Source organism: Legionella stuttgartensis, from assembly GCF_977063405.2.
The window spans coordinates 232,981-252,883 of sequence record NZ_CDRUHA020000071.1 but is presented as its reverse complement, the minus strand read 5'-3'; the positions used below and the strand labels follow the sequence as shown (position 1 = coordinate 252,883).

The following is a 19,903-nucleotide window of genomic DNA, read 5'->3' as shown; positions in this document are numbered from 1 at the left end:
TTATTGGCACGCTTCACAGTCTGGATCGAGTATGGAACATACCTTAGGTTCCTCTGCTATTATTTTAACCGCATTGAGTGCACCATCAGTCACAGTAGATTTCTCAGCATTGGATGCGCCTAAACTACGTAAGTAATATGTGGTTTTTAATCCACGTGTCCATGCATGCATGTAGAGTTGATCCAATTTTTTACCTGATGGCTGAGCCATGTAGATATTGAGTGATTGTGCTTGATCGATCCATTTTTGACGACGAGAAGCAGCGTCAACTAACCAAATGGGGTCAATTTCAAAAGAAGTCGCATAACGTTTTTTCAATTCAGCAGGAATACGGCTGATTGGTTGGACGCTACCATTAAAATATTTCAAATCATTGACCATCACTTCATCCCAAAGATTCAATGCTTTCAAATCAGCAACCAAATAGGGATTAATCACAGTGAACTCGCCTGACAAATTGGATTTTACGTATAAGTTTTGGTATGTAGGCTCAATGGATTGCGAAACACCACAAATATTTGAAATAGTTGCTGTAGGTGCGATTGCCATCACATTGGAGTTGCGCATTCCTTGAGTACGAACTTTAATGCGTAAGCTTTCCCAATCCAGACGTTGTGAACGATCTTGCTCTAAGTACTTATTGCGAGATTGTTGTAATAGATTAATTGAATCAATTGGCAATATCCCCTTACTCCATAAAGAACCTTCATAGCTGGAATAACTGCCTCGTTCTTTAGCCAAATCACAAGAGGCTTCGATTGCATAGTAGCTGATCAACTCCATAGATGAATCAGCAAACTCTACTGCTTCTTGGGAGGTATAATCAATTTTTAACTCATATAATGCATCTTGGAATCCCATTAGGCCTAAACCAATAGGTCTATGCTTCAAGTTAGAATTACGTGCTTGAGGTACGGAATAATAGTTAATATCAATCACGTTATCCAGCATACGAATTGCAGTTCTAATGGTACGTTTTAATTTTTCAGCGTCCAATTTGCCTTTTTTGATGTGTGCGGGAAGATTAATACTACCCAGATTACACACGGCAATTTCTTCTTCTGAAGTGTTGAGTGTAATTTCAGTACACAAGTTAGAACTATGAACTACACCCGCATGTTGTTGTGGTGAGCGTAAATTGCAAGGATCTTTAAAGGTCATCCAAGGGTGGCCAGTTTCAAACAGCATGGATAACATCTTACGCCACAGTTTGACTGCAGACAGTGTTTTTGCGTTTTTGATGAGGCCTTGGCGTGCCTTTTCTTCATATTCGCGATAGAGTGTTTCAAAACCTTTTCCATACTGATCATGTAAATTGGGTACTTCATCAGGCGAGAATAAAGTCCAATCCCCATTTTCGCGTACACGCATCATAAATAAATCGGGTATCCACAACGCGGTATTCATATCGTGTGTGCGACGTCGATCGTCTCCCGTATTTTTTCTTAACTCGAGGAATTCTTCTACGTCCTTATGCCAACATTCCAGATAGGCACAAACAGCACCTTTTCGTTTACCGCCTTGGTTTACTGCGACTGCAGTAGCATCAGCAACATTTAAGAACGGAACTACACCTTGTGATTTTCCATTGGTGCCTTTGATATGTGAGCCCATTGCACGAACTGGCGTCCAGTCATTACCCAAACCTCCAGCATATTTTGAAAGTAGGGCATTATCTTTAATTGCACTGTAAATCCCATCTAAATGATCAGGGACGGTAGTCAAATAGCAACTGGATAACTGAGGTCTAACAGTACCTGAATTGAATAGGGTAGGTGTTGATGACATGTAATCGAATGAAGACAGTAATTGATAAAACTCAATGGCTTTTTCATTTTTATCGTGTTCACGTAAAGCCAGTCCCATAGCAACACGCATGAAGAATGCTTGAGGCAACTCATAACGTACCCCTTGATCATGAATGAAATAACGATCATATAAGGTTTGCAAGCTTAAATAACTAAACTGCATATCACGTTCAGGTAATAGCGCTTTGCCGAGTTTTTCTAAATCAAAGTCGGCCATTTTTAAATCTAACATTCCTTGTTTGATGCCATGAGCGATATACACTTTGAAGTAAGAAGGATAAAGCTTGCTCATTTCATCAAAAGTTGCGTCCGCTTGAATTTCTAATTTATTCAATGCTTCCATACGCAAACTGTCTAATAATAAGCGAGCGCTAACATAAGTATAGTTTGGCTCCTTTTCGACCAATGTGCGTGCAGCCATGATCAACGCTTTGTGCACGTCTGCAAATTTTGCTTGATTGTAAAGATTACGCATCGCATCTTTAATAACAGGTTCTGCTTGAACATGTTCTAAATTACGGCATGCTTCATCTACAATCGTATTCATGCGCTCTGTGTCTAATGGCTTTAATTCACCATCGGGCATAGTAATTAATAAGACTTTACTATCACTAGCCTGTTGTTTTAATTCATTCTCGCGTGCTTTACGATGTTCTTCTCGATACAATACATAAGCGCGAGCAACTTTATAGTGGCCACTGCGCATGAGCCCTAACTCGACTTGATCTTGAATGTCTTCAATATGAACAGCACCACCACTGGGTAAGCGGCGTTTGAACACTTGAGTTATTTGACGAGTAAGTTCTTCTATCTGTTGATGAATACGATCTGATGTGGAAGCTGTACCGCCTTCATCTGCAATGAATGCCTTAGTAATTGCGACTTTAATTTTCGTATCATCGTAATTTACTACTTTACCATTGCGTTTAATGGTTTTTAATAAACCAGGGGCATTAGCGGTCAATTCCAGTTGACTGGTTTGCGGCACATCATTTACCGGATCAAGAATTGCGGACATTTTTCCTCCACGCATTTTTGTTATTATTTTATTATTAACAGTCAGTTAAATTTATTAACTGTTAATTGGATTATAGCACAATATATTGGGTTTGATTTGAAGCTAAACAACAAGATAATGTGTTTTTGAGAAATGGTCAAGAGAATAATATGGGAGTATTTTGTGGATAAGTTGTGGGTTTATTCACAAGTGACTAGTCTCTTAAAGGGAAGCTGGTGGAATCCGTTTTTTTTATGAAGTTCCTCAATACGTCTTCTGCTGCATTACATTCATATGGTTAGGGTAAATAGTATCCGACCTATCTTTTTTTCACGACAACCGCATCACTGACATTAGAAAATCCATGAACATTTAGTAGAAACGAGCCAATATGTGCATACAGTTGACTGGAGCTGCCTCCATCTAAATTGATTGCATCGATGCACGATAGAGGGGGCGATCTGAGTAGCTGCGCAAGTTTATTGGTGGTCATTGCCGCATTGGTTGAAACAAGGATAATTATTCTTCCATCACCTGTAATTCCCAGAGCAGATCGGTCAGCAATACCAGGTTTTAGAGAGGGTATTTTTTGTTTAATTAATAGTCGAGGACCACTTTGAATAGCAAATTCTATATCATTATCATGGTTAAAATGTTTGAGGCTTGAAATATAGGCCTTATTATTTTTTATGTAAAAAATTCCCCACCAACTAATTCGCTTTAAAGGATTAATCAATTTTTTATTATTTATTCGAAGTCCAAGGGGATTAAACTCATGATCAAAAAAGCCTCCATTAATACTTAAAAGGGCTTTACTGTGTTCGGCAAATTGATCCGCAGAGGCATTTTTTAAAGATAATTTTTTTGCACTGGCTAAAGCCAGCTTATTTTTATTTAGATCGATACGGAATGCATAAATATGCGCCCAGGGCGAAAGTATTCCCCCAGCAAGATCTTGATATTCAATACCTGGGCTTAATGTTCGCCAATAGCCCTCAGCATAACAATGAAGGGGGACGAAAATGAAGCAAAGAACAAATAATAAATGGAACAAATATGATTTGTTTGCAGGATAAACATTGGTTTGTGAAGACATGTTATTGTATCCTTATGTACATCATTCAACACCACGGAATCTCTTATGCAAATTAGAACGCAACATAACAATAGTGAAGTACATAAGTCAACAACAGATTTAACTCGTTTGATGAATGATGTGCTTGAACTGGCAAAAAAAGAAGGTGCAACCGATGCGATGGTCGCAGTGAATAATGACAAAGGATTCTCTGTTGATGTGCGCATGGGAGAGGTTGAAACCGTCGCATTTAGTGAGGATAAAGGTGTGGGTTTGACTGTATATATTGGTCAACGGAAAGGTGGCGCAAGTAGTACCGATACGTCACCAGCTGCTTTGGAGGCGATGGTTAAAGCGGCCTGTGATATCGCAAGAGTAAGTGCAGAAGATCCATGCTTCGGATTGGCAGATAAAGAGTTAATGACTAAAAATCATCCCGAGCTTGATTTATTTCATCCCTGGGATATAAGCCCACAACAAGCAATTGATATGGCATTAAAGTGTGAAAATTATGCTTTATCACTGGATAAGCGAATAGCCAATTCAGATGGCGTGAATGTATCCTCTTATGAATCGCACCATGGTTTTGCTAATACAAATGGTGGATCTGGATTTATTCACAGTACACGTCACAGTTTAAGTTGCTCTTTAATCGCGAAGGATGGAGAGGAAATGCAACGCGATTACGACTATACAACAGTCCGGAACCCTCAGGATTTGATTGATTTTCATGTAATTGCTAAAAATGCTGTGGATCGCGCTGTAAATCGTTTGGGGGCACAGCAGATTGCGACGCAAGCAATCCCAGTTATTTTTTCATCACGAATTTCCAGTGGTTTATTTTCAACGTTTATCAATGCTATTAGTGGTTCAAATCTTTATAGAAAAAATACCTTTTTGTTGGATTCTATAGGACAACAAATTTTCCCTGAGTTTATTCGTATTTATGAGCAGCCTCATTTGTTAGGTGCTTTAGGAAGCTCAGCATTTGACAGCGAAGGGGTCCCAACACGTCCTAATCTAATTGTTGAAAAAGGTCGCGTAATGCAATATGTAATGGGTAGTTATTCTGCACGTAGAATGGGATTAAAAACAACTGGGAATTCCGATGGAGTCCATAATTTAACAATTGATCCAACAGCAGGTGATCTTACTGACTTATTAAAAAAAATGGGCAGAGGATTATTGGTCACTGAATTGATGGGACAAGGAATAAATATTGTAACAGGTGATTATTCACGAGGTGCTGGTGGTTATTGGGTTGAGGATGGAGTAATCCAATATCCTGTTGATGAAATTACGATTGCTGGAAATTTAAAAGATATATTTAGATCCATTCTTGCTGTGGGGAATGATGTTAATCCAAATGTTGCGACACGATGTGGTTCAGTACTCATTGAAAAAATGATGGTTGCAGGTAAGTAAAAGAAATAAGAATCCCTGTATTTATTGCAGGGATTACTTTAAGGTTAAATTATATAATCTAGAATGTCCGATGACTCCATACAAAAAGAAGTAAACCGTCAAATATCTTCCATAATATAAGCAAAATAGACAGATAAAAATTTAAGTTGTTATCATGTATTTTTCGATTTTTTAGATAATATTCAAAGAACATACTGCCCTTAATTTGGTCAAAGCACTTGCTTTGTTGATTCTTTATTCTACGCTTTAGATAAGAGGATTGAATTGGAGTCCGCATGCGCAGGGTGATTTTAGCAGCATTGCTGGTAATGAATACTGCTTTCGCAGATGAGATTGTGGGTTTCGCTGCATATGAAAACGGAGATTATAGTACTGCCTACCCTTATTTAATGCAATCTGCCCGAGATGGAAATATCGAGGCAATGTATTTACTTGGCCGTATGTTCCAATACGGCGAAGGTGTTGCTAAAAATTACACACAAGCAATAAATTGGTACCAAAAGTCAGCCGAGAAAAATAATCCTTTAGCGCAACTCAGTTTGGGCTTTATGTATGACTTGGGCCAAGGGGTAAAGCAAAACTTCTCTGAAGCTTTTAAGTGGTATATGAAATCAGCAAATCAAGGTAATGCAATTGCGCAAAGAAATATTGGTTTAATGTATGTATCAGGTGATGGTGTTCCAGCCAATAAAAAGACTGCATTTGAATGGTTTGAAAAATCTGCAAAACAAGGATACAGCAAGGCACAAGTGAATCTTGCCTATGATTACATTATGGGAGAAGGTACCAAAAAAGATGTCAATAAGGCATTTTATTGGTACCAACAGGCAGCCGATCAAGGCGATGTTAGGGCTGAATATAGTTTAGGTCTGTTATATACCGGTCAACAACAAGGTATTGCGCAAGATGATAAATTAGCATTTTATTGGTTTTCTCAAGCAGCGAATCAAGGCCATGTTAAAGCGCAAACCTATCTGGCTTATTACTACATTAAAGGATATGGAGTTGAGAAAAACCCGGAAAAAGCAGCTTATTGGTATCAGGCAGCTGCACAAAGCGGGCAGCCTGAAGCACAAGCTGAAATAGGGCAGTTACTTCTTACAGGAACCGGTATACCTAGAGATTATCAACAAGCTGTTTACTGGTTTACAAAATCTGCTGTACAAGGCAACCCGGTCGGCCAAGCCAAATTGGGTTATATGTATCTTGCCGGATTGGGTGTAGATAAAGATTGGATTAAAGCATATGCTATGTTTAAGATTGCTGCAAAAAATAAAAATGAAGAGGCGATTCGAGAACTTAAGCTACTAAAAAATAAACTATCTGAGTCGGACATTCAAGCTGGTAATGAGTTAGCCGACGAAATACTCCATCAGAATACAATTCAACCCACTAAAAAAGACGAGTAATCGGGATGCTCAAGATTAAAAAACATTGAAGCTTTCTCTGAGGACATTGACTGAAATTTTTCCATTTTTATCACGACTTCGTTTAAATAAGGTATATACAGTTAAATTAAGGTTCTCACTCGTTGCCGAAGCAACGCTGAGAAAGTAACTACTCTCTAGGGTTACTTGATCATTTGCTATATTTAGTTTTTTTAGTATCTCCGCGATTTTGCCTAGATTTTTTATTCCATGTTCCTTTCTCGCTTTAATTAATTCATTAAGTTGCGTTTCCTTGGTTGTACTGCTGAGGGATTTGAGTACTTTCATGGAAGCAGTATTGATATTAATAGGTGTGGATTCGGGTAATGCAGTAATCAATGGTTCCAGAGCCAAATAAAGCGATGCGTTCACATCTTTGACCAGACGTAGCTCTGATTTGCTACTCATGAGTTGATGACTAGGATAATAGGGCGGCTTCTGGCTCATATAATAAGATAGGTAATTATCTTTACCCCGTGCCAGATCATAGGAGGAAAGCCAATCATTGATTGCAAGGGTTAACTTGACCTTTTCTGCTTCGGCATTTTGTTGTGCTGCTGCATTCATGAGATTCACAAATCCGAGCATTGATTTTCTGTTTTCTAAATTATTAATATTATAAAGAGACTGTAAATCGTAAAGAGCACCTATTAAGGTAACGGTGCTGTCAATATGTTCCATATTACGCGGAAATAAACTTACCACTCCTTGAGTATTAGCTTTGGTAAATTTATTATTTTTATTACTTAATTCACCAAGTGCCCAGAACGCAACTGCTTGTGAGGCAAGATAGACTCTATCGTGAATAATGATTAGTCGAGTACGATAAATATCTAATTGAACTTTGGTGCTCATAGCCGTTGCCACAATCGCAACCAGCGTCATAATAAAAAGCGCTGTGAGTAAGGCACTCCCTTTTATGATTTTAACTTGTGGCATAAAGTGCACCTGGTAGAATAAAAAGTAAATTTATTTCGCCCTGATCCCGAAAAGTCATATTAACTTGTACTGCTTTAGGAAAAGGCTCTTTACGCTGATTCAAGCTTACTGCTTCTTCTCTCCATTCAGTAAGGATTTGTAAGTTTTGATTTAAATAACCAAAATGACAATTAGTAAGATGTTTTAATAAGAGTTTATCTTCATAGATTTTCTGATCAATTATGTCAAGACTGTTCCAAGTTCTACGGATTAGTGTTCCCTGCTGACAGAGATAAGCTACTCGCTTTAAAGTACTGCGTTTTTCCAGGCTGCTGGGATTTATATTACCGTCACGAGTGAACTCAAAGTAATTTGTCTGACCGATAAATGCGGGTAATAATCGCATCTCATTACTACGAATAGGGCGTTCTATTGTTTGAGTAGTATCTTGTTGCATGAGACTTATTGCAAGTTGTAGTTCATTTAGACGTTCACTTTGAGCATTAACTCGAGAACGAGTTGTAAATGCGTTATATAATACGGATGAAGTGATTGTTGCTAGAATGGCGAATACCGCAAGTGCAATTAAAATTTCAATCAGAGTAAATCCATTGAGTTTTTTTGAAGTGATGTTTTTTTTCATGGCACAAACCTGAATGCTTGCAGTTCTTCTCTAAATGGTCCTGCTTTATCCGTGCTGACTGAAATGACTATTTTTTGAATATTTTTTTGTGGTGTAGAACTGACTTTTGCTCGCCAGTACCAATGCTCGTTCAACATTGTTGTATCTTGAGTTGTTTCCTGACTCTGATTAATCTGTAATAAATTGAGTTGAATCATGGCCACGCCTTGCATGGCAATCCAATGACCTACAGATTTCTCTTTCACGCGGCGTGTGGTTTCGACATTTTGGGATATCGCTTTAAGCAAAGCAGTTAAGGCAATCGCAATTATGGAAAGAGCTAATAATACCTCAATTAGTGTGAATCCTGATTTATGATGATATGCACTCATTTAGTGGGTACCACATTAAAGGTTAAATCCCCATTTCGTTTGCCAATAAGCACCGCTAAATTATTGTCCTTTTTATTGCCAAAATTTAATGTAAAAGGAGTGAGCTCTCCAGAGGAAGAAATAATAATGGAAGGGGCTCCTATTGGAGTTGAATTAATTGTTTTTAGGGTAATATGTGTGTCCTGGGGAAAGTAAGTCATTTTAAATACCCCTTTATCAGAAATCGGCTTCCATTGAGCGTTGTTGTTTAATTGGAGTATTTGATAACCTGTATTATCAATACGCAAACCAAGCGTGCTGGTTTCTAAAATAGCCTGCTGTTGGGCCAAACGAAGCGTATTCACTAGTTGTTCAGCTGAAAATAAGAGGCGACGGCTTTCACCAAAGTCACCAAAAGCAATTAAGGCAAAACCAAAGGTAATGCCTATAATCACCAAAACAATCAAAATTTCAATCAAGGTAAAGCCTTGATGCGATTTCTCGGAAACTTCAACTGCAGAAGGGAAAGCACTTAAATCCCCTTGTACATGCATGTTCACCGCTGTTTCGTGCTCCATATCTCTTCGCACTTCGCTCTCTGTAGTGAGTTTCCAAAGAAGTTTATTGTTTTGGTTCATCCCAGTTACCAATTTCGGCATTAATACCTGTTCCACCAGGTTGTCCTTCAGCACCGTAGGTGAATATATCGACATCGCCATGTTGTCCAGGATTTAAATAAAGGTAATCTCTACCCCATGGATCTTTAGGAAGCGACTTGAGGTATTGTTTCCAATTATTGGGTACTGGATTGGATGAGGGCTTTTCAACAAGGGCCAACAAACCTTGATCTGTAGTAGGATAATTTCCATTATCTAGTTTATATAAATCCAGCGCATTTTGTATGGCAAGCACGTCTTGTTTGGCTTTAACTCTTCGTGCTTCATCAGGGCGCCCCATAATTTTAGGTACTACTATAGAGGCGAGAATGCCTAATATAACAACCACTACCATAATTTCAATTAATGAGAATCCTTTTTGTCTATTCATTTTTACTCCGACTTAAACGTAGATTGGATGAGTGAAGCGTACAATTTAATGCTTCGCCAGACTACAAGTTTTAAAATTTAAGTAATTAACTGCTCCATTGAAAAAATAGGTAATAAGGTGGCTAAAACAATAAATAAAACGATTGCACCCATCAAAAGAATTACCATCGGCTCCAATAAGGTTAATGACGTATCAATTAACCGTTTGACTTCATTATCAAGATGAACGGCTGCACGTTCCATCATATTTGACAATTGTCCACTTTTTTCACCGCTAGCAATTAAATGGATTGCCATAGGACTAATATAACTCGTTTCTTTTAACGCTTCGTTAATACCACATCCTTCTCTAACTTTTACAGTAGCAGTATCAAAAGCTTGCCGCATAACGACATTGGTTACTAGACTTGCTGCAACACGCATGGTTTCTAGAACACTCACTCCTGCTGCGAAAAGTATACCAAAAGTATGTATATAACGCGAAACATTAACTGTTTTTACTAAGTACGAGACTATAGGCAACTTCAACAATAGACGATGCCAAGCTGTTTTGATTTTTTCATTAGCGAGACTTTTTTTAAAGGCAATGAATATGAGAATAAGAGCAATCAAAGTGTAAAGGCCATAATCTCTAATGAAGTGACTTATATTAATTAATAATACCGTCATTTCAGGCAGGGTTTGTCCGCCGCTTGTAAATACTTCAATAATTTTGGGTACTACAAAACTGAGTAAAAAACAAATAATAGCAATGGAAACGATGATCATAATGAGAGGATAAATCAATGCTTGCTGAACTTTTTGCTTCGTTTGCTGTTGATTCTCAGTATAGTCCGCCAGTTTTTCTAGAACCACATCAAGGTGCCCAGTTTGTTCACCTGAGCCCACAGTTGCACGATATAACTCCGGAAAGGCATGGGGGAATTGTGCCATAGCCTGGGCTAATCCATAACCTTCAAGTACTTTGGCTCGCACACCGATAATGAGTTCTCTCACTTTATCTTTTTCTGTTTGTTCACTCACTCCGCGTAATGACTCTTCAACTGGGATACCGGCGGCAAGCAATGTAGCCAACTGACGGGTAAACAGAGCAAGATCAGCTGCAGAAATTTTGCTTTTAGTTTGACTACCTGAGCGTTGCTGAGTCAACACACGAATTTGAGTTGGAATTAATCCTTGATCACGTAACAGTTGGCGCGCATGACGTTCAGAATCTGCTTCGAGCACGCCTTTTGCTGTGTTGCCATTTTTTTGAAGCGCCTGATATTGGTAAGCACCCATTATTTTTTATGGTTTATGTTAAAACATAGAGTTTAATCTATTGGGATTAATAAGTCACTTAAGGTACACTATACAACCAGACTATCCTGGAGAGCAATAATGAGCAAAAATACAGTACTAGAGGCGATTAAGGCACATGATGCCAAATTAATAGACCTACGCTTTACCGATATACGGGGTAAAGAGCAGCATATAACAATGCCAATTTCAGCAGTTGATAATGATTTTGTTGAAAATGGAAAAATGATTGATGGATCTTCTTTTAAAGGTTGGCAAAAGATTCACCAATCCGATTTGGCATTAATGCCAGATTTAGAAACAATCAAGCCTGATCCGTTTTTTCAAGACAACACTTTATTTATTCGATGCAATGTAGTCGACCCCAAAACAATGATGGGATATGAACGTTGTCCTCGATCATTAGCTTTACGTGCCGAAGCTTATTTGCAATCTACGGGTATTGCGGATACCGCTCTTTTTGGACCTGAGCCTGAATTCTTCGTTTTTGACAGTGTACAATGGGAAACAACCATTGGCGGTTCTTTTTATAAAATCGACTCAGAAGAAGCACAATGGTTTTCTGGAAAAGAGTTAGAAGGGGGTAACATAGGACATCGCCCATCGATAAAAGGCGGTTATTTTCCAGTTCCACCCGTAGATTCCTCCCATGATATGCGTTCTGCAATGAGTTTGACTCTTGAATCATTAGGAATAGTTGTTGAAGCGCATCATCATGAGGTAGCTACAGCGAACCAATGTGAAATCGCTACTCGATTTAATACAATGACTAAAAAAGCAGATGAATTACAGATTTTAAAATATGTAGTTCACAACGTAGCACATAATTACGGAAAAACAGCTACTTTTATGCCCAAGCCTTTAGTTGGTGATAATGGAAGTGGTATGCATTGCCATCAATCATTAGTTAAAGATGGTGTAAATCTGTTTTCTGGTGATCAATACGGTGGTCTTTCAGAAACCGCGCTTTATTATATAGGTGGAATAATCAAACATGCCCGGGCTTTGAATGCGTTTACTAACCCATCAACTAACAGTTACAAACGATTGGTTCCTGGTTTTGAGGCTCCTGTCCTGTTGGCTTATTCCGCAAGGAACCGCTCTGCAGCGATTCGTATTCCTCATGTGAATAATCCTAAGGCGCGTCGTATTGAAGTACGCTTCCCTGATCCTACAGCAAACCCATATCTTGCGTTCGCCGCTATGATGATGGCAGGATTGGATGGTATCCAAAGAAAAATTCATCCTGGTCAAGCTATGGATAAAGATCTCTATGATTTACCACCAGAAGAACTTGTCGATGTACCTACTGTTTGTGCTTCATTGGAACAAGCTATGGAAAATCTGCAAATGGATCATGATTTCTTATTACAAGGTGATGTATTTACTCAGGATTTCATTAATAATTACATCCGCATGAAAGAAGAAGAAATAAACAAGATAAGAAGTCTGACACATCCTTATGAGTTTGAATTATATTACAGTCTCTAGGAATAATGGTGATGAGTAAATTTTTTGTTTCTCTCTCATTGATGATGGTAATTTGCGCATCTTATGCTGCGCAAATTTACAGATGGACTGACAGTCAAGGTAATGTTCATTTCAGTGATACTCCTCATCCGGGAGCTGAAACGGTGATTATTCCTGATTCACAAAGTTTTTCATCACCAACTCCTTCAACCTCTAAGACGCCAGCGCAAGAACCGGAACAAGAAAACCACTCCGACACGGTTAAATTAAAGCATTCTTATACCAATATAGAAATTGCTGAACCTGCGAGTGGTGCAACGATTCGTAACAACGAAGGTTTTGTCATGGTGACGGTACAAATAGAGCCTGATTTGCAGCGCGGAGATCAATTACAACTGCTTTACGATGGTGACCCTCTTGGTGAACCGCAAACTAATCTAGTCTTTGAAATAAAAGGGATGTATAGGGGCTCTCATACTTTAGCAGTGCAAGTTATGGATGCTGAGGGAAATGTGATTGATAAGAGTGAACCTATCACAATTTATGTTTTTAGACCACGGGTAGGTATGGTTCCTGGCACGGCTCCACGTTAAATTTCTACGGACTGATTATGCTAATTTTATTATCACCAGCTAAAAAATTATTAAATAGTTTCAAGCCATATTCTGGAACGACATCCAATCCGCTGTTTGTTGATAAAACCAATACTCTAGTCGAATTGATGAAATCTAAATCGGTTGCTGATATAGCTGCTTTGATGGATTTGTCCAAGGATTTGGCTGAATTAAATTATAAACGTTACCAAGATTTTTCTGTGAATAAAGTCTCTACGCATGCATATCCAGCATTACTTCTATTTCAGGGAGATGTTTACCAAGGATTAAAAGCAGCAAGCTGGGAACAAAAGACGATTGATTATTCACAAAATCATTTGCGAATCTTATCTGGACTTTATGGCCTGTTAAAGCCATTGGATAATATCCAACCTTACCGGCTTGAAATGGGGATTCATTTACAGAATCCTGCAGGGAAGAATTTGTACGAATTTTGGCAACAAACTATAACGCACGAAATAAATCAGGAGTTGGCGGCTCAAAAAAATCCAGTTCTGATTAATTTGGCCTCAAATGAATATTTTAAGGTAGTGGATGTACAAAGATTAAATTATCCATTGATTACGATTAATTTTTATGAAAAAAAGAATGATCAGTTGAAAATGATTGGTATTCACGCCAAAAAAGCACGTGGAACGATGGCTAAGTTTCTCATGCAAAATCAATTTGACGATCTAGAGCAACTGAAACACTTTAATGAGTTGGGTTATAAATTCCATCAGTTAACCTCAACTGATAGCCATCTAGATTTCGTTAGAGATACTCATTAGTACGACAATTAATTATTTGTAGCCCGGGTGGAGCGCAGCATAACCCGGGGAAAATAAATTTTATACATACACCCGGGTTATGCGTTCCACCCAGGTACACAACTTATTCAAATCTATGTGGAATTTATCCAGCCGAATTCATCGTTTAAATCAATTTCCTAGTGATAATGTGGATTGCTATGTTAAACGAGATGATGAATTAGGTTGTGGTATTAGTGGATCAAAATTACGTAAATATGCCAGCCTTTTTCCTTTTTTAATAGAGCAAGGGATTCAACACCTTATTATTATCGCAGGACCTCAATCCAATAATTTACTTGCTGCATTGCAATTAGCCCGAGAATTTAAACTAAAAGTCACCGCATTTTTGATTCAACCTTGGAAATTGGAACTGCGAGGAAATTATAAATTAAGTCGTCTATTTCTTGAGGAACAGGAAATTGTCTGGATTGCTCGTGATGATTGGCCAAAAGTCAATGAACTGGCTTCTGAGTATCTACAGACGCAAAATGAACCTGGGTTCATTTTGCAAGAAGGAGCGAGTGTTCCGCAAGCAATGACTGGTGCTTTGACTCTTGCTGATGACATTTCTGTAAATGAGCATACTTTGGGAGTTTCTTTTCAACATATTTTTATTGATGCAGGAACAGGTTTTTCTGCGGCGGGACTCATTCAAGGGATGGCTCGATTAAATCACTCAGCAATGATTCATGTATTGCTGCTAGCTGATGATGAGGCAACATTTCATGGTAAATTAAAACAATGGCTTGAATTAATTCCCCCAAATTTTCGTTGCTTTTATCCTACCACGGCTAAAGCCTTTGGTTCGGTGAATCAAACCATCAAAAATGAAGTAAAACGTTTAGCACGAGAGGAGGGTATCTTGGCAGATCCTATCTATGCTGCCAAACTATTTTTTGAGTCTAGGAACTATATTAAAACCGAAGAATTAAAAGGTAATGTACTAATTATTCATTCTGGGGGTACTTTAACAATGCCTGGATTTGATTATAAATAAGTAGTGACATAAATTTCCTTTCTTTTGCCCCTTGAAATTTACTGATTGAAACCCTATATGACAATAATCATAAGAAAATGTGTCTGTCATAGGAGAGTAGGTAAATGTCGAGTAAGCAACAAACCATGGGCTTTCAAACAGAAGTAAAGCAAATGTTGCATTTGGTAGTGCATTCGCTTTATAGCAACAAGGAGATATTTTTACGCGAGTTAATTTCTAATGCTTCGGATGCATTAGATAAATTAAGATTTTTGGCTTTATCAAACGGCTCGCTTTATGAAAGCGATTCTGATTTAAAAATTACTATCGATGTTAATGAAAAGTTAAAAACGATAACTATTAAAGATAATGGTATCGGTTTAAGTTGGGATGAGGCTGTTGAAAATTTAGGTACCATTGCGAAATCTGGTACTAAAGAGTTTATGAGCCATTTAACAGGAGAAAGTGCAAAAGATTCTCAGTTAATTGGACAATTTGGTGTGGGTTTTTATTCTGCATTTATTGTTGCTGATAAGGTAACTGTTAAAAGTCGACGTGCGGGTTTGAAGCCTGAAGAGGGAATAATTTGGGAGTCTAAGGGAGAAGGCGAGTTTACCATTGATTCTGAAAAAAAAGTCACTCGTGGTACCGAAATCACCTTACATATTAAAGATGATAATGATGAGTTCCTGAGTAATTGGCGTTTACGCAGCATTATTAGCAAATACTCAGATCATATTTGCTGGCCCATCGTTATGAAAAAAGCATCTGAAGATGATAAGGAATCAACAGAATATGAAACGGTAAATAAAGCAACTGCTTTATGGACCATGCAAAAGTCAGATATTACTGACGAAGAATATAAATTACTCTATAAGCATATATCACATGATTTCCAGGACCCATTGACTTGGTCACATAACCATGTGGAAGGAAAAAATGATTATATTTCTTTGCTGTATATTCCGGCTCATGCACCATTTGATTTATGGCAGCAAGAAACAAAGCATGGCTTAAAGCTTTATGTAAAACGCGTGTTTATAATGGATGATGCCACCCAATTTTTACCTCGTTACTTACGCTTTGTTAAAGGTATTGTTGATGCAAGTGATTTACCACTCAATGTGTCACGAGAAATTTTACAGGACAACAAACAAGTAGAGAGTATCCGCTCTGCATGTACGAAGCGCGTTTTATCCATGCTTGAAAAAATGAGCACCGGCGATAAAGAAACCTATCAAAAGTTCTGGAATGAATTTGGATTGGTTTTAAAAGAAGGCCCCATTGAAGATTTCACTAACAAAGAGGCAATTGCTAAATTGCTACGCTTTGCCACTACAGCAACTAATTCTGAGAAGCAAGAAGCAACTTTGGATGAGTACATAAGTCGCATGAAAGAAGGACAGGATAAGATTTATTATATCACTGCCTCTAGTTACAACGCGGCTAAAAATAGTCCTCATTTGGAAATTTTTAAGAAAAAAGGAATTGAAGTATTGCTCCTCAGTGACAAAGTTGATGAGTGGTTAGTTAGTTATCTGAGTGAGTATGATGGAAAGAAACTCCATTCTATTTCAAAGGGTAAAGTGGAGCTAGGTGATGAGTCCCCTGAACAAATCAAAGAACAGGAAAAAACACTGGAGCCTTTGTTAAACCATATTAAAAAGGTTTTGGATGCGCGAGTTAAAGATGTTCTAGTGACAAATAGACTGACTGATTCTCCTGCTTGTGTGGTTGCCGATGAGCAAGATATGGGATTAGAAATGCAACGTATTTTGCAGGCTGCTGGTCAACAGGTTCCAATGAGTAAACCTGTATTTGAAATAAACCCTGATCATCAAATCATTAAGCGTTTACATGATGTTCAAGATGATGATTTATTTGAATTATGGGTCACCATGTTGTTTGAACAAGCTGTTTTAGCTGAGGGTGGTCAATTAGATAATCCAGCAGATTTTGTAAATCGAATAAACAAATTATTGGTTTCGTCTGCGGTTTAATATAGGTTTATTTCTTATAACGTCTTACCTATATCCCGTACGTATTGTGGGATATAGGTAAGATATTAGTTCTTAAATTAATGAAATGACTTTGATTAATTATAGGTAAACGGTTGTCCAGTGAATTCCTCCATTGAAGGAGCTGTTGGTTGGATAGAAACTTGATATGCATCACTGTTTGTCACTTGAGGTGGTAGTAGGTTAGTGAATCGTTGTTCGCTTGGATAGATAACAGCTACTCTTCTTGCCTGCTCTCTTTGTAAATCTGCTTTTTGCTTTAAATTCAAATAGTCTCTATTTAATTCTCTTAGCTCTTTTTCAGCAGTACTGATTTTACCTTTTAAATCCGGAATTACCGTATCCTCCAAAGAAATTATTTTACTAGTTTGTTGATCAATCTTATCGCGATTTTCTTCCATTGTTTTTTTGTTTTTGTCTAATTGATTGTTTTCGACACTTGCTTTGATTGCATAAACTAATGCTGCAATGAAAAGGCTGAGGGTAATAACAGCAAGTACTGCAGCAGGTGCAAGAACTAAAGAGGTTAGAACAACTATGCCTCCTTCAATAGCTAGTCCAGTTCCGGCTGCCCCACCTGTAAAAAGAAGAGAAAAAAGTCCTGCTTTTGCAAGATTATTTCTGGTTTTTTGTGAATTTTGGACGGAGATTTCTAATTGTTTATTTGTAGCTGCTAAAGTTAAATTAGAAGATACCAACTCCGGATTTGACTTTTTAAATTGTTCGACATTTTTTTCATTATCACGCATTTGTTCTTCTAATCGACTCTTATAACTCCGCTTATCATCCAGGATGGCTTTTTTAGCGTTCTCTTCCGCTTTTGTTACAAGATATGCTTTCATGATCTGAACTATTTGTGTTAGCGCCTGATACTCCGAGTAATTTAACTTTATTGTCGAGAATAAAAGAGCTTCAAGTTTGTAGAGGTAAATTTGATAACTTATCTCATTTGCTTCCTGCATTAGTTTTTCTTTTTCTTGGGTTAGATTTTGATGTGTTAACTTAATTGCAGCTTCCATTGAATCACGGTTTTTTTGCGAGAGTTGTAATAAAGTAGGGTCACTAGTCAAACGAGCTCTTTCTCTAGTTTCTCGTGTATGAGCACGTTCCATTCTTTGTTGCTCCTTTTGGGGAAGCTCAAAGAGTTGCTTGTTTATTTTTTTTTGCTGTTCTAACTGTTGTTGATAATGTAATTTTTTACTTTCTAAACCAATTTGGAGTGAACTTATTTTCTGAATGAGCTCTTTTTTTTCGAACTCAAGATCCGTTGCTTGAGATCCATGTTGTATAGTATTGGGATGACTATGAGTTGTTTGCAAAGGAGAAACAGTTTCTTGGTGAGTATGGATAGTTGCTTCGTGTTTTTTTTCATCAGGATGTGAATGCTCTGTTCTATGATACTGTTTTGATGTTTCTGGATGAGTATGGTTATGAGTAGTAGATGCTTCTGTTTCAGCATGGGAATGATGATGAGTTGCCTCCTCTTTCTTTTGATTATTTATAGTAATTTGTTCTTCAACCCGCTTTAAATGAAGTTGGAGTTGTTGAATATACTCGTGTTCTTTTTCTATCTCGTGCTCATTTTTTACTACTTCCTCATTAATGAATTGTAAATTGCCTTTTAATTGAGTTGATACGAGCCAATCCGCTCGTTTTTCGTGCTCATCCTTTTCTTTCTCCATTAAATCTTGTTGTTTCTGCTTATTACATGCATCTAAAATTAGTTTGGATGCTGATTCTTTTTTAGCAAGTGAAAGCATTTCAGATAGTTGATTATTAACTTCTTCAATCACAGCCCTAACAGGTGATGCGAGAATACAGGGATTGCGTAGGCCAGAGTAGTCTGTGAGATGACTAAAAATGTAGTCAGAAGTCTTTTGTTCAACTATATGTTGGATATTTAATTTTGATAGGGACATACTCGAATTCTCCACGCAAATTTTTAATACATTTTATACAAGTTCATTTAATAGTCAATAAGCGTTATTTTTAAATAAATAATCCTGAAAAATAGTTCCAGGATTATTAGGCGTGATTATGTGGCGCATTAAGCATATGGCAGTACTAATACAGTGGTTCCCACATCAATAAAATTTTCGTTTAGCCATTTGGCTGCGCCAGGGAGGACACGAATACAGCCATGACTGCTATTGAATTTAGGAACTTCATAAGCGGCATGAATCGCATATCCATCATGGAAATGCATACAATATGGCATTTTAGCACCACCCACTACATGACCATCACGGGCAATAGGGTATTCATTGGATTTGCAGTCAGCCCCTTTTTTATTGAACACATGATAGATACCTGTAACGGTACGACACTTTTCATGAATATCATCACAATAATCCATTCCACCAGAAGCACTACCAGTCATGACCCGGTTACCTTGGGCATCATAAGCTGCCCATGCATAGGCCTTAGGGTCAAAAATAAAGAGTTTCTTGCCATGGACCTCTTGTTTCATGGGAAAAACATTCCTGCCTCTTGTATCATCTTGATAGGGTGTTGTGTAATGTAATTGACCTGTATCATCTGCAATTACATCAGGCTTGTCAGTCACACAGGATGTAATGAGAAGCGCTAGTAAGGGTGTGAGATACATTATTTTTTTCATGACATAATTATCCTTAAAAACAATGAAACGTTACTGCAAAAAAAAGGCTCGAATATCGAGCCTTTTTTGAGAAACATAAGTAAATTGTGATTTAAAAATTTATTATTCGTCAGTTAAACGAAAATATTTAGTTCCAAAATATCTTTGGAGTTTCTTTCTGATTGTGCCGCGGCTAATGCCTAGCATCTTAGCAGCTTGCAGTTGATTGCCACGACGTTTTTCCATTACTGCTTGCAGTAGAGGAGGCTCAACTTCAGATAATATCATATCGTAAAGATCGTCAATGTTTTTGCTTTTGTTTTCAGCGAGAAAACGAGAGACTAGATTGTAGACTAAATCTTGGAGACCTTGGTCTTGTTTAGTTATGCTTAAAGTAGCTTCAGGTGTTTCAATGACAGTCATCTTAACTTCCTTATTATTAATTAA

At 37.7% G+C, this 19,903-nt stretch carries 18 protein-coding genes; 7 read left to right on the top strand and 11 right to left on the bottom strand.

What is annotated here, in order from left to right:
• Together ACWTEW_RS25760 and ACWTEW_RS25755 are read right to left on the bottom strand one after the other, a co-directional pair.
• A complete protein-coding gene (locus ACWTEW_RS25760; protein WP_454780947.1) occupies positions 1–2,826 on the bottom strand; it encodes a ribonucleoside-diphosphate reductase subunit alpha in 2,826 nt (941 codons plus the stop codon).
• A gap of 298 nt (positions 2,827–3,124) precedes the next feature.
• The gene (locus tag ACWTEW_RS25755; RefSeq protein ID WP_454780946.1) at positions 3,125–3,901 is read right to left on the bottom strand and encodes a phosphodiester glycosidase family protein; all 777 of its coding nucleotides are present in this window, start codon (positions 3,899–3,901) and stop codon (positions 3,125–3,127) included.
• A gap of 45 nt (positions 3,902–3,946) precedes the next feature.
• On the opposite strand from ACWTEW_RS25755, the gene pmbA reads away from it, so the two are divergent.
• A complete protein-coding gene (gene pmbA / locus ACWTEW_RS25750; protein ID WP_454780945.1) occupies positions 3,947–5,305 on the top strand; it encodes a metalloprotease PmbA in 1,359 nt (452 codons plus the stop codon).
• Between the two features lie 275 nt (positions 5,306–5,580).
• Positions 5,581–6,714 carry a tetratricopeptide repeat protein gene (locus ACWTEW_RS25745; protein ID WP_454780944.1) on the top strand — a complete coding sequence of 378 codons (1,134 nt, stop codon included), beginning with the start codon at positions 5,581–5,583 and terminating at the stop codon, positions 6,712–6,714.
• Positions 6,715–6,729: 15 nt separating this feature from the next.
• Here ACWTEW_RS25745 and gspK read toward each other — a convergent pair whose 3' ends face one another.
• The 6 genes from gspK to lspF all read right to left on the bottom strand — a co-directional run bounded on the left by gspK (position 6,730) and on the right by lspF (position 10,970).
• Positions 6,730–7,671 (bottom strand): type II secretion system minor pseudopilin GspK, encoded by a 942-nt coding sequence (gene gspK, locus ACWTEW_RS25740; protein ID WP_454780943.1) that lies wholly within the window; start codon positions 7,669–7,671, stop codon positions 6,730–6,732.
• A complete protein-coding gene (gene lspJ, locus ACWTEW_RS25735) occupies positions 7,658–8,293 on the bottom strand; it encodes a GspJ family T2SS minor pseudopilin variant LspJ (RefSeq protein WP_454780942.1) in 636 nt (211 codons plus the stop codon). The genes gspK and lspJ overlap by 14 nt, the downstream gene beginning before the upstream one ends.
• On the bottom strand, positions 8,290–8,664 hold the full coding sequence (gene lspI, locus ACWTEW_RS25730) for a GspI family T2SS minor pseudopilin variant LspI (RefSeq protein WP_454780941.1): 375 nt from the start codon (positions 8,662–8,664) through the stop codon (positions 8,290–8,292). Before lspI ends, lspJ begins: the two co-directional genes overlap by 4 nt.
• Complete coding sequence (gspH, locus tag ACWTEW_RS25725) at positions 8,661–9,302, bottom strand: type II secretion system minor pseudopilin GspH (protein WP_454780940.1); 642 nt, start codon at positions 9,300–9,302, stop codon at positions 8,661–8,663. The genes lspI and gspH overlap by 4 nt, the downstream gene beginning before the upstream one ends.
• Complete coding sequence (gene lspG, locus ACWTEW_RS25720; protein ID WP_182390832.1) at positions 9,265–9,690, bottom strand: GspG family T2SS major pseudopilin variant LspG; 426 nt, start codon at positions 9,688–9,690, stop codon at positions 9,265–9,267. The genes gspH and lspG overlap by 38 nt, the downstream gene beginning before the upstream one ends.
• 77 nt (positions 9,691–9,767) lie before the next feature.
• Entirely contained in the window at positions 9,768–10,970 is a 1,203-nt protein-coding gene (lspF, locus tag ACWTEW_RS25715; RefSeq protein WP_454780939.1) for a GspF family T2SS innner membrane protein variant LspF, read from the bottom strand.
• Positions 10,971–11,069: 99 nt separating this feature from the next.
• Between lspF and glnA the strand changes: the two genes are divergently transcribed.
• From glnA to htpG, 5 genes are all read left to right on the top strand, one after another.
• Positions 11,070–12,479 (top strand): type I glutamate--ammonia ligase, encoded by a 1,410-nt coding sequence (glnA, locus tag ACWTEW_RS25710; protein WP_454780938.1) that lies wholly within the window; start codon positions 11,070–11,072, stop codon positions 12,477–12,479.
• 11 nt (positions 12,480–12,490) lie between these two features.
• Positions 12,491–13,051, top strand: a complete 561-nt coding sequence (locus ACWTEW_RS25705) for a DUF4124 domain-containing protein (protein ID WP_454780937.1) — start codon at positions 12,491–12,493, stop codon at positions 13,049–13,051.
• 17 nt (positions 13,052–13,068) lie between these two features.
• Entirely contained in the window at positions 13,069–13,842 is a 774-nt protein-coding gene (gene yaaA / locus ACWTEW_RS25700; RefSeq protein ID WP_454780936.1) for a peroxide stress protein YaaA, read from the top strand.
• A gap of 115 nt (positions 13,843–13,957) precedes the next feature.
• Entirely contained in the window at positions 13,958–14,860 is a 903-nt protein-coding gene (locus ACWTEW_RS25695; protein ID WP_454780935.1) for a pyridoxal-phosphate dependent enzyme, read from the top strand.
• A gap of 104 nt (positions 14,861–14,964) precedes the next feature.
• A complete protein-coding gene (htpG, locus tag ACWTEW_RS25690) occupies positions 14,965–16,839 on the top strand; it encodes a molecular chaperone HtpG (protein ID WP_454780934.1) in 1,875 nt (624 codons plus the stop codon).
• Positions 16,840–16,934: 95 nt separating this feature from the next.
• Here the strand turns inward: htpG and ACWTEW_RS25685 are convergent, their stop codons facing one another.
• From ACWTEW_RS25685 to ACWTEW_RS25675, 3 genes are all read right to left on the bottom strand, one after another.
• Positions 16,935–18,776 carry a hypothetical protein gene (locus ACWTEW_RS25685; RefSeq protein ID WP_454780933.1) on the bottom strand — a complete coding sequence of 614 codons (1,842 nt, stop codon included), beginning with the start codon at positions 18,774–18,776 and terminating at the stop codon, positions 16,935–16,937.
• Between the two features lie 128 nt (positions 18,777–18,904).
• A complete protein-coding gene (locus ACWTEW_RS25680; protein WP_454780932.1) occupies positions 18,905–19,477 on the bottom strand; it encodes a L,D-transpeptidase in 573 nt (190 codons plus the stop codon).
• 102 nt (positions 19,478–19,579) lie between these two features.
• Positions 19,580–19,879, bottom strand: coding sequence for a helix-turn-helix domain-containing protein (locus ACWTEW_RS25675; protein WP_131794728.1), 300 nt, complete (start codon positions 19,877–19,879; stop codon positions 19,580–19,582).
• Positions 19,880–19,903: the final 24 nt, after the last annotated feature.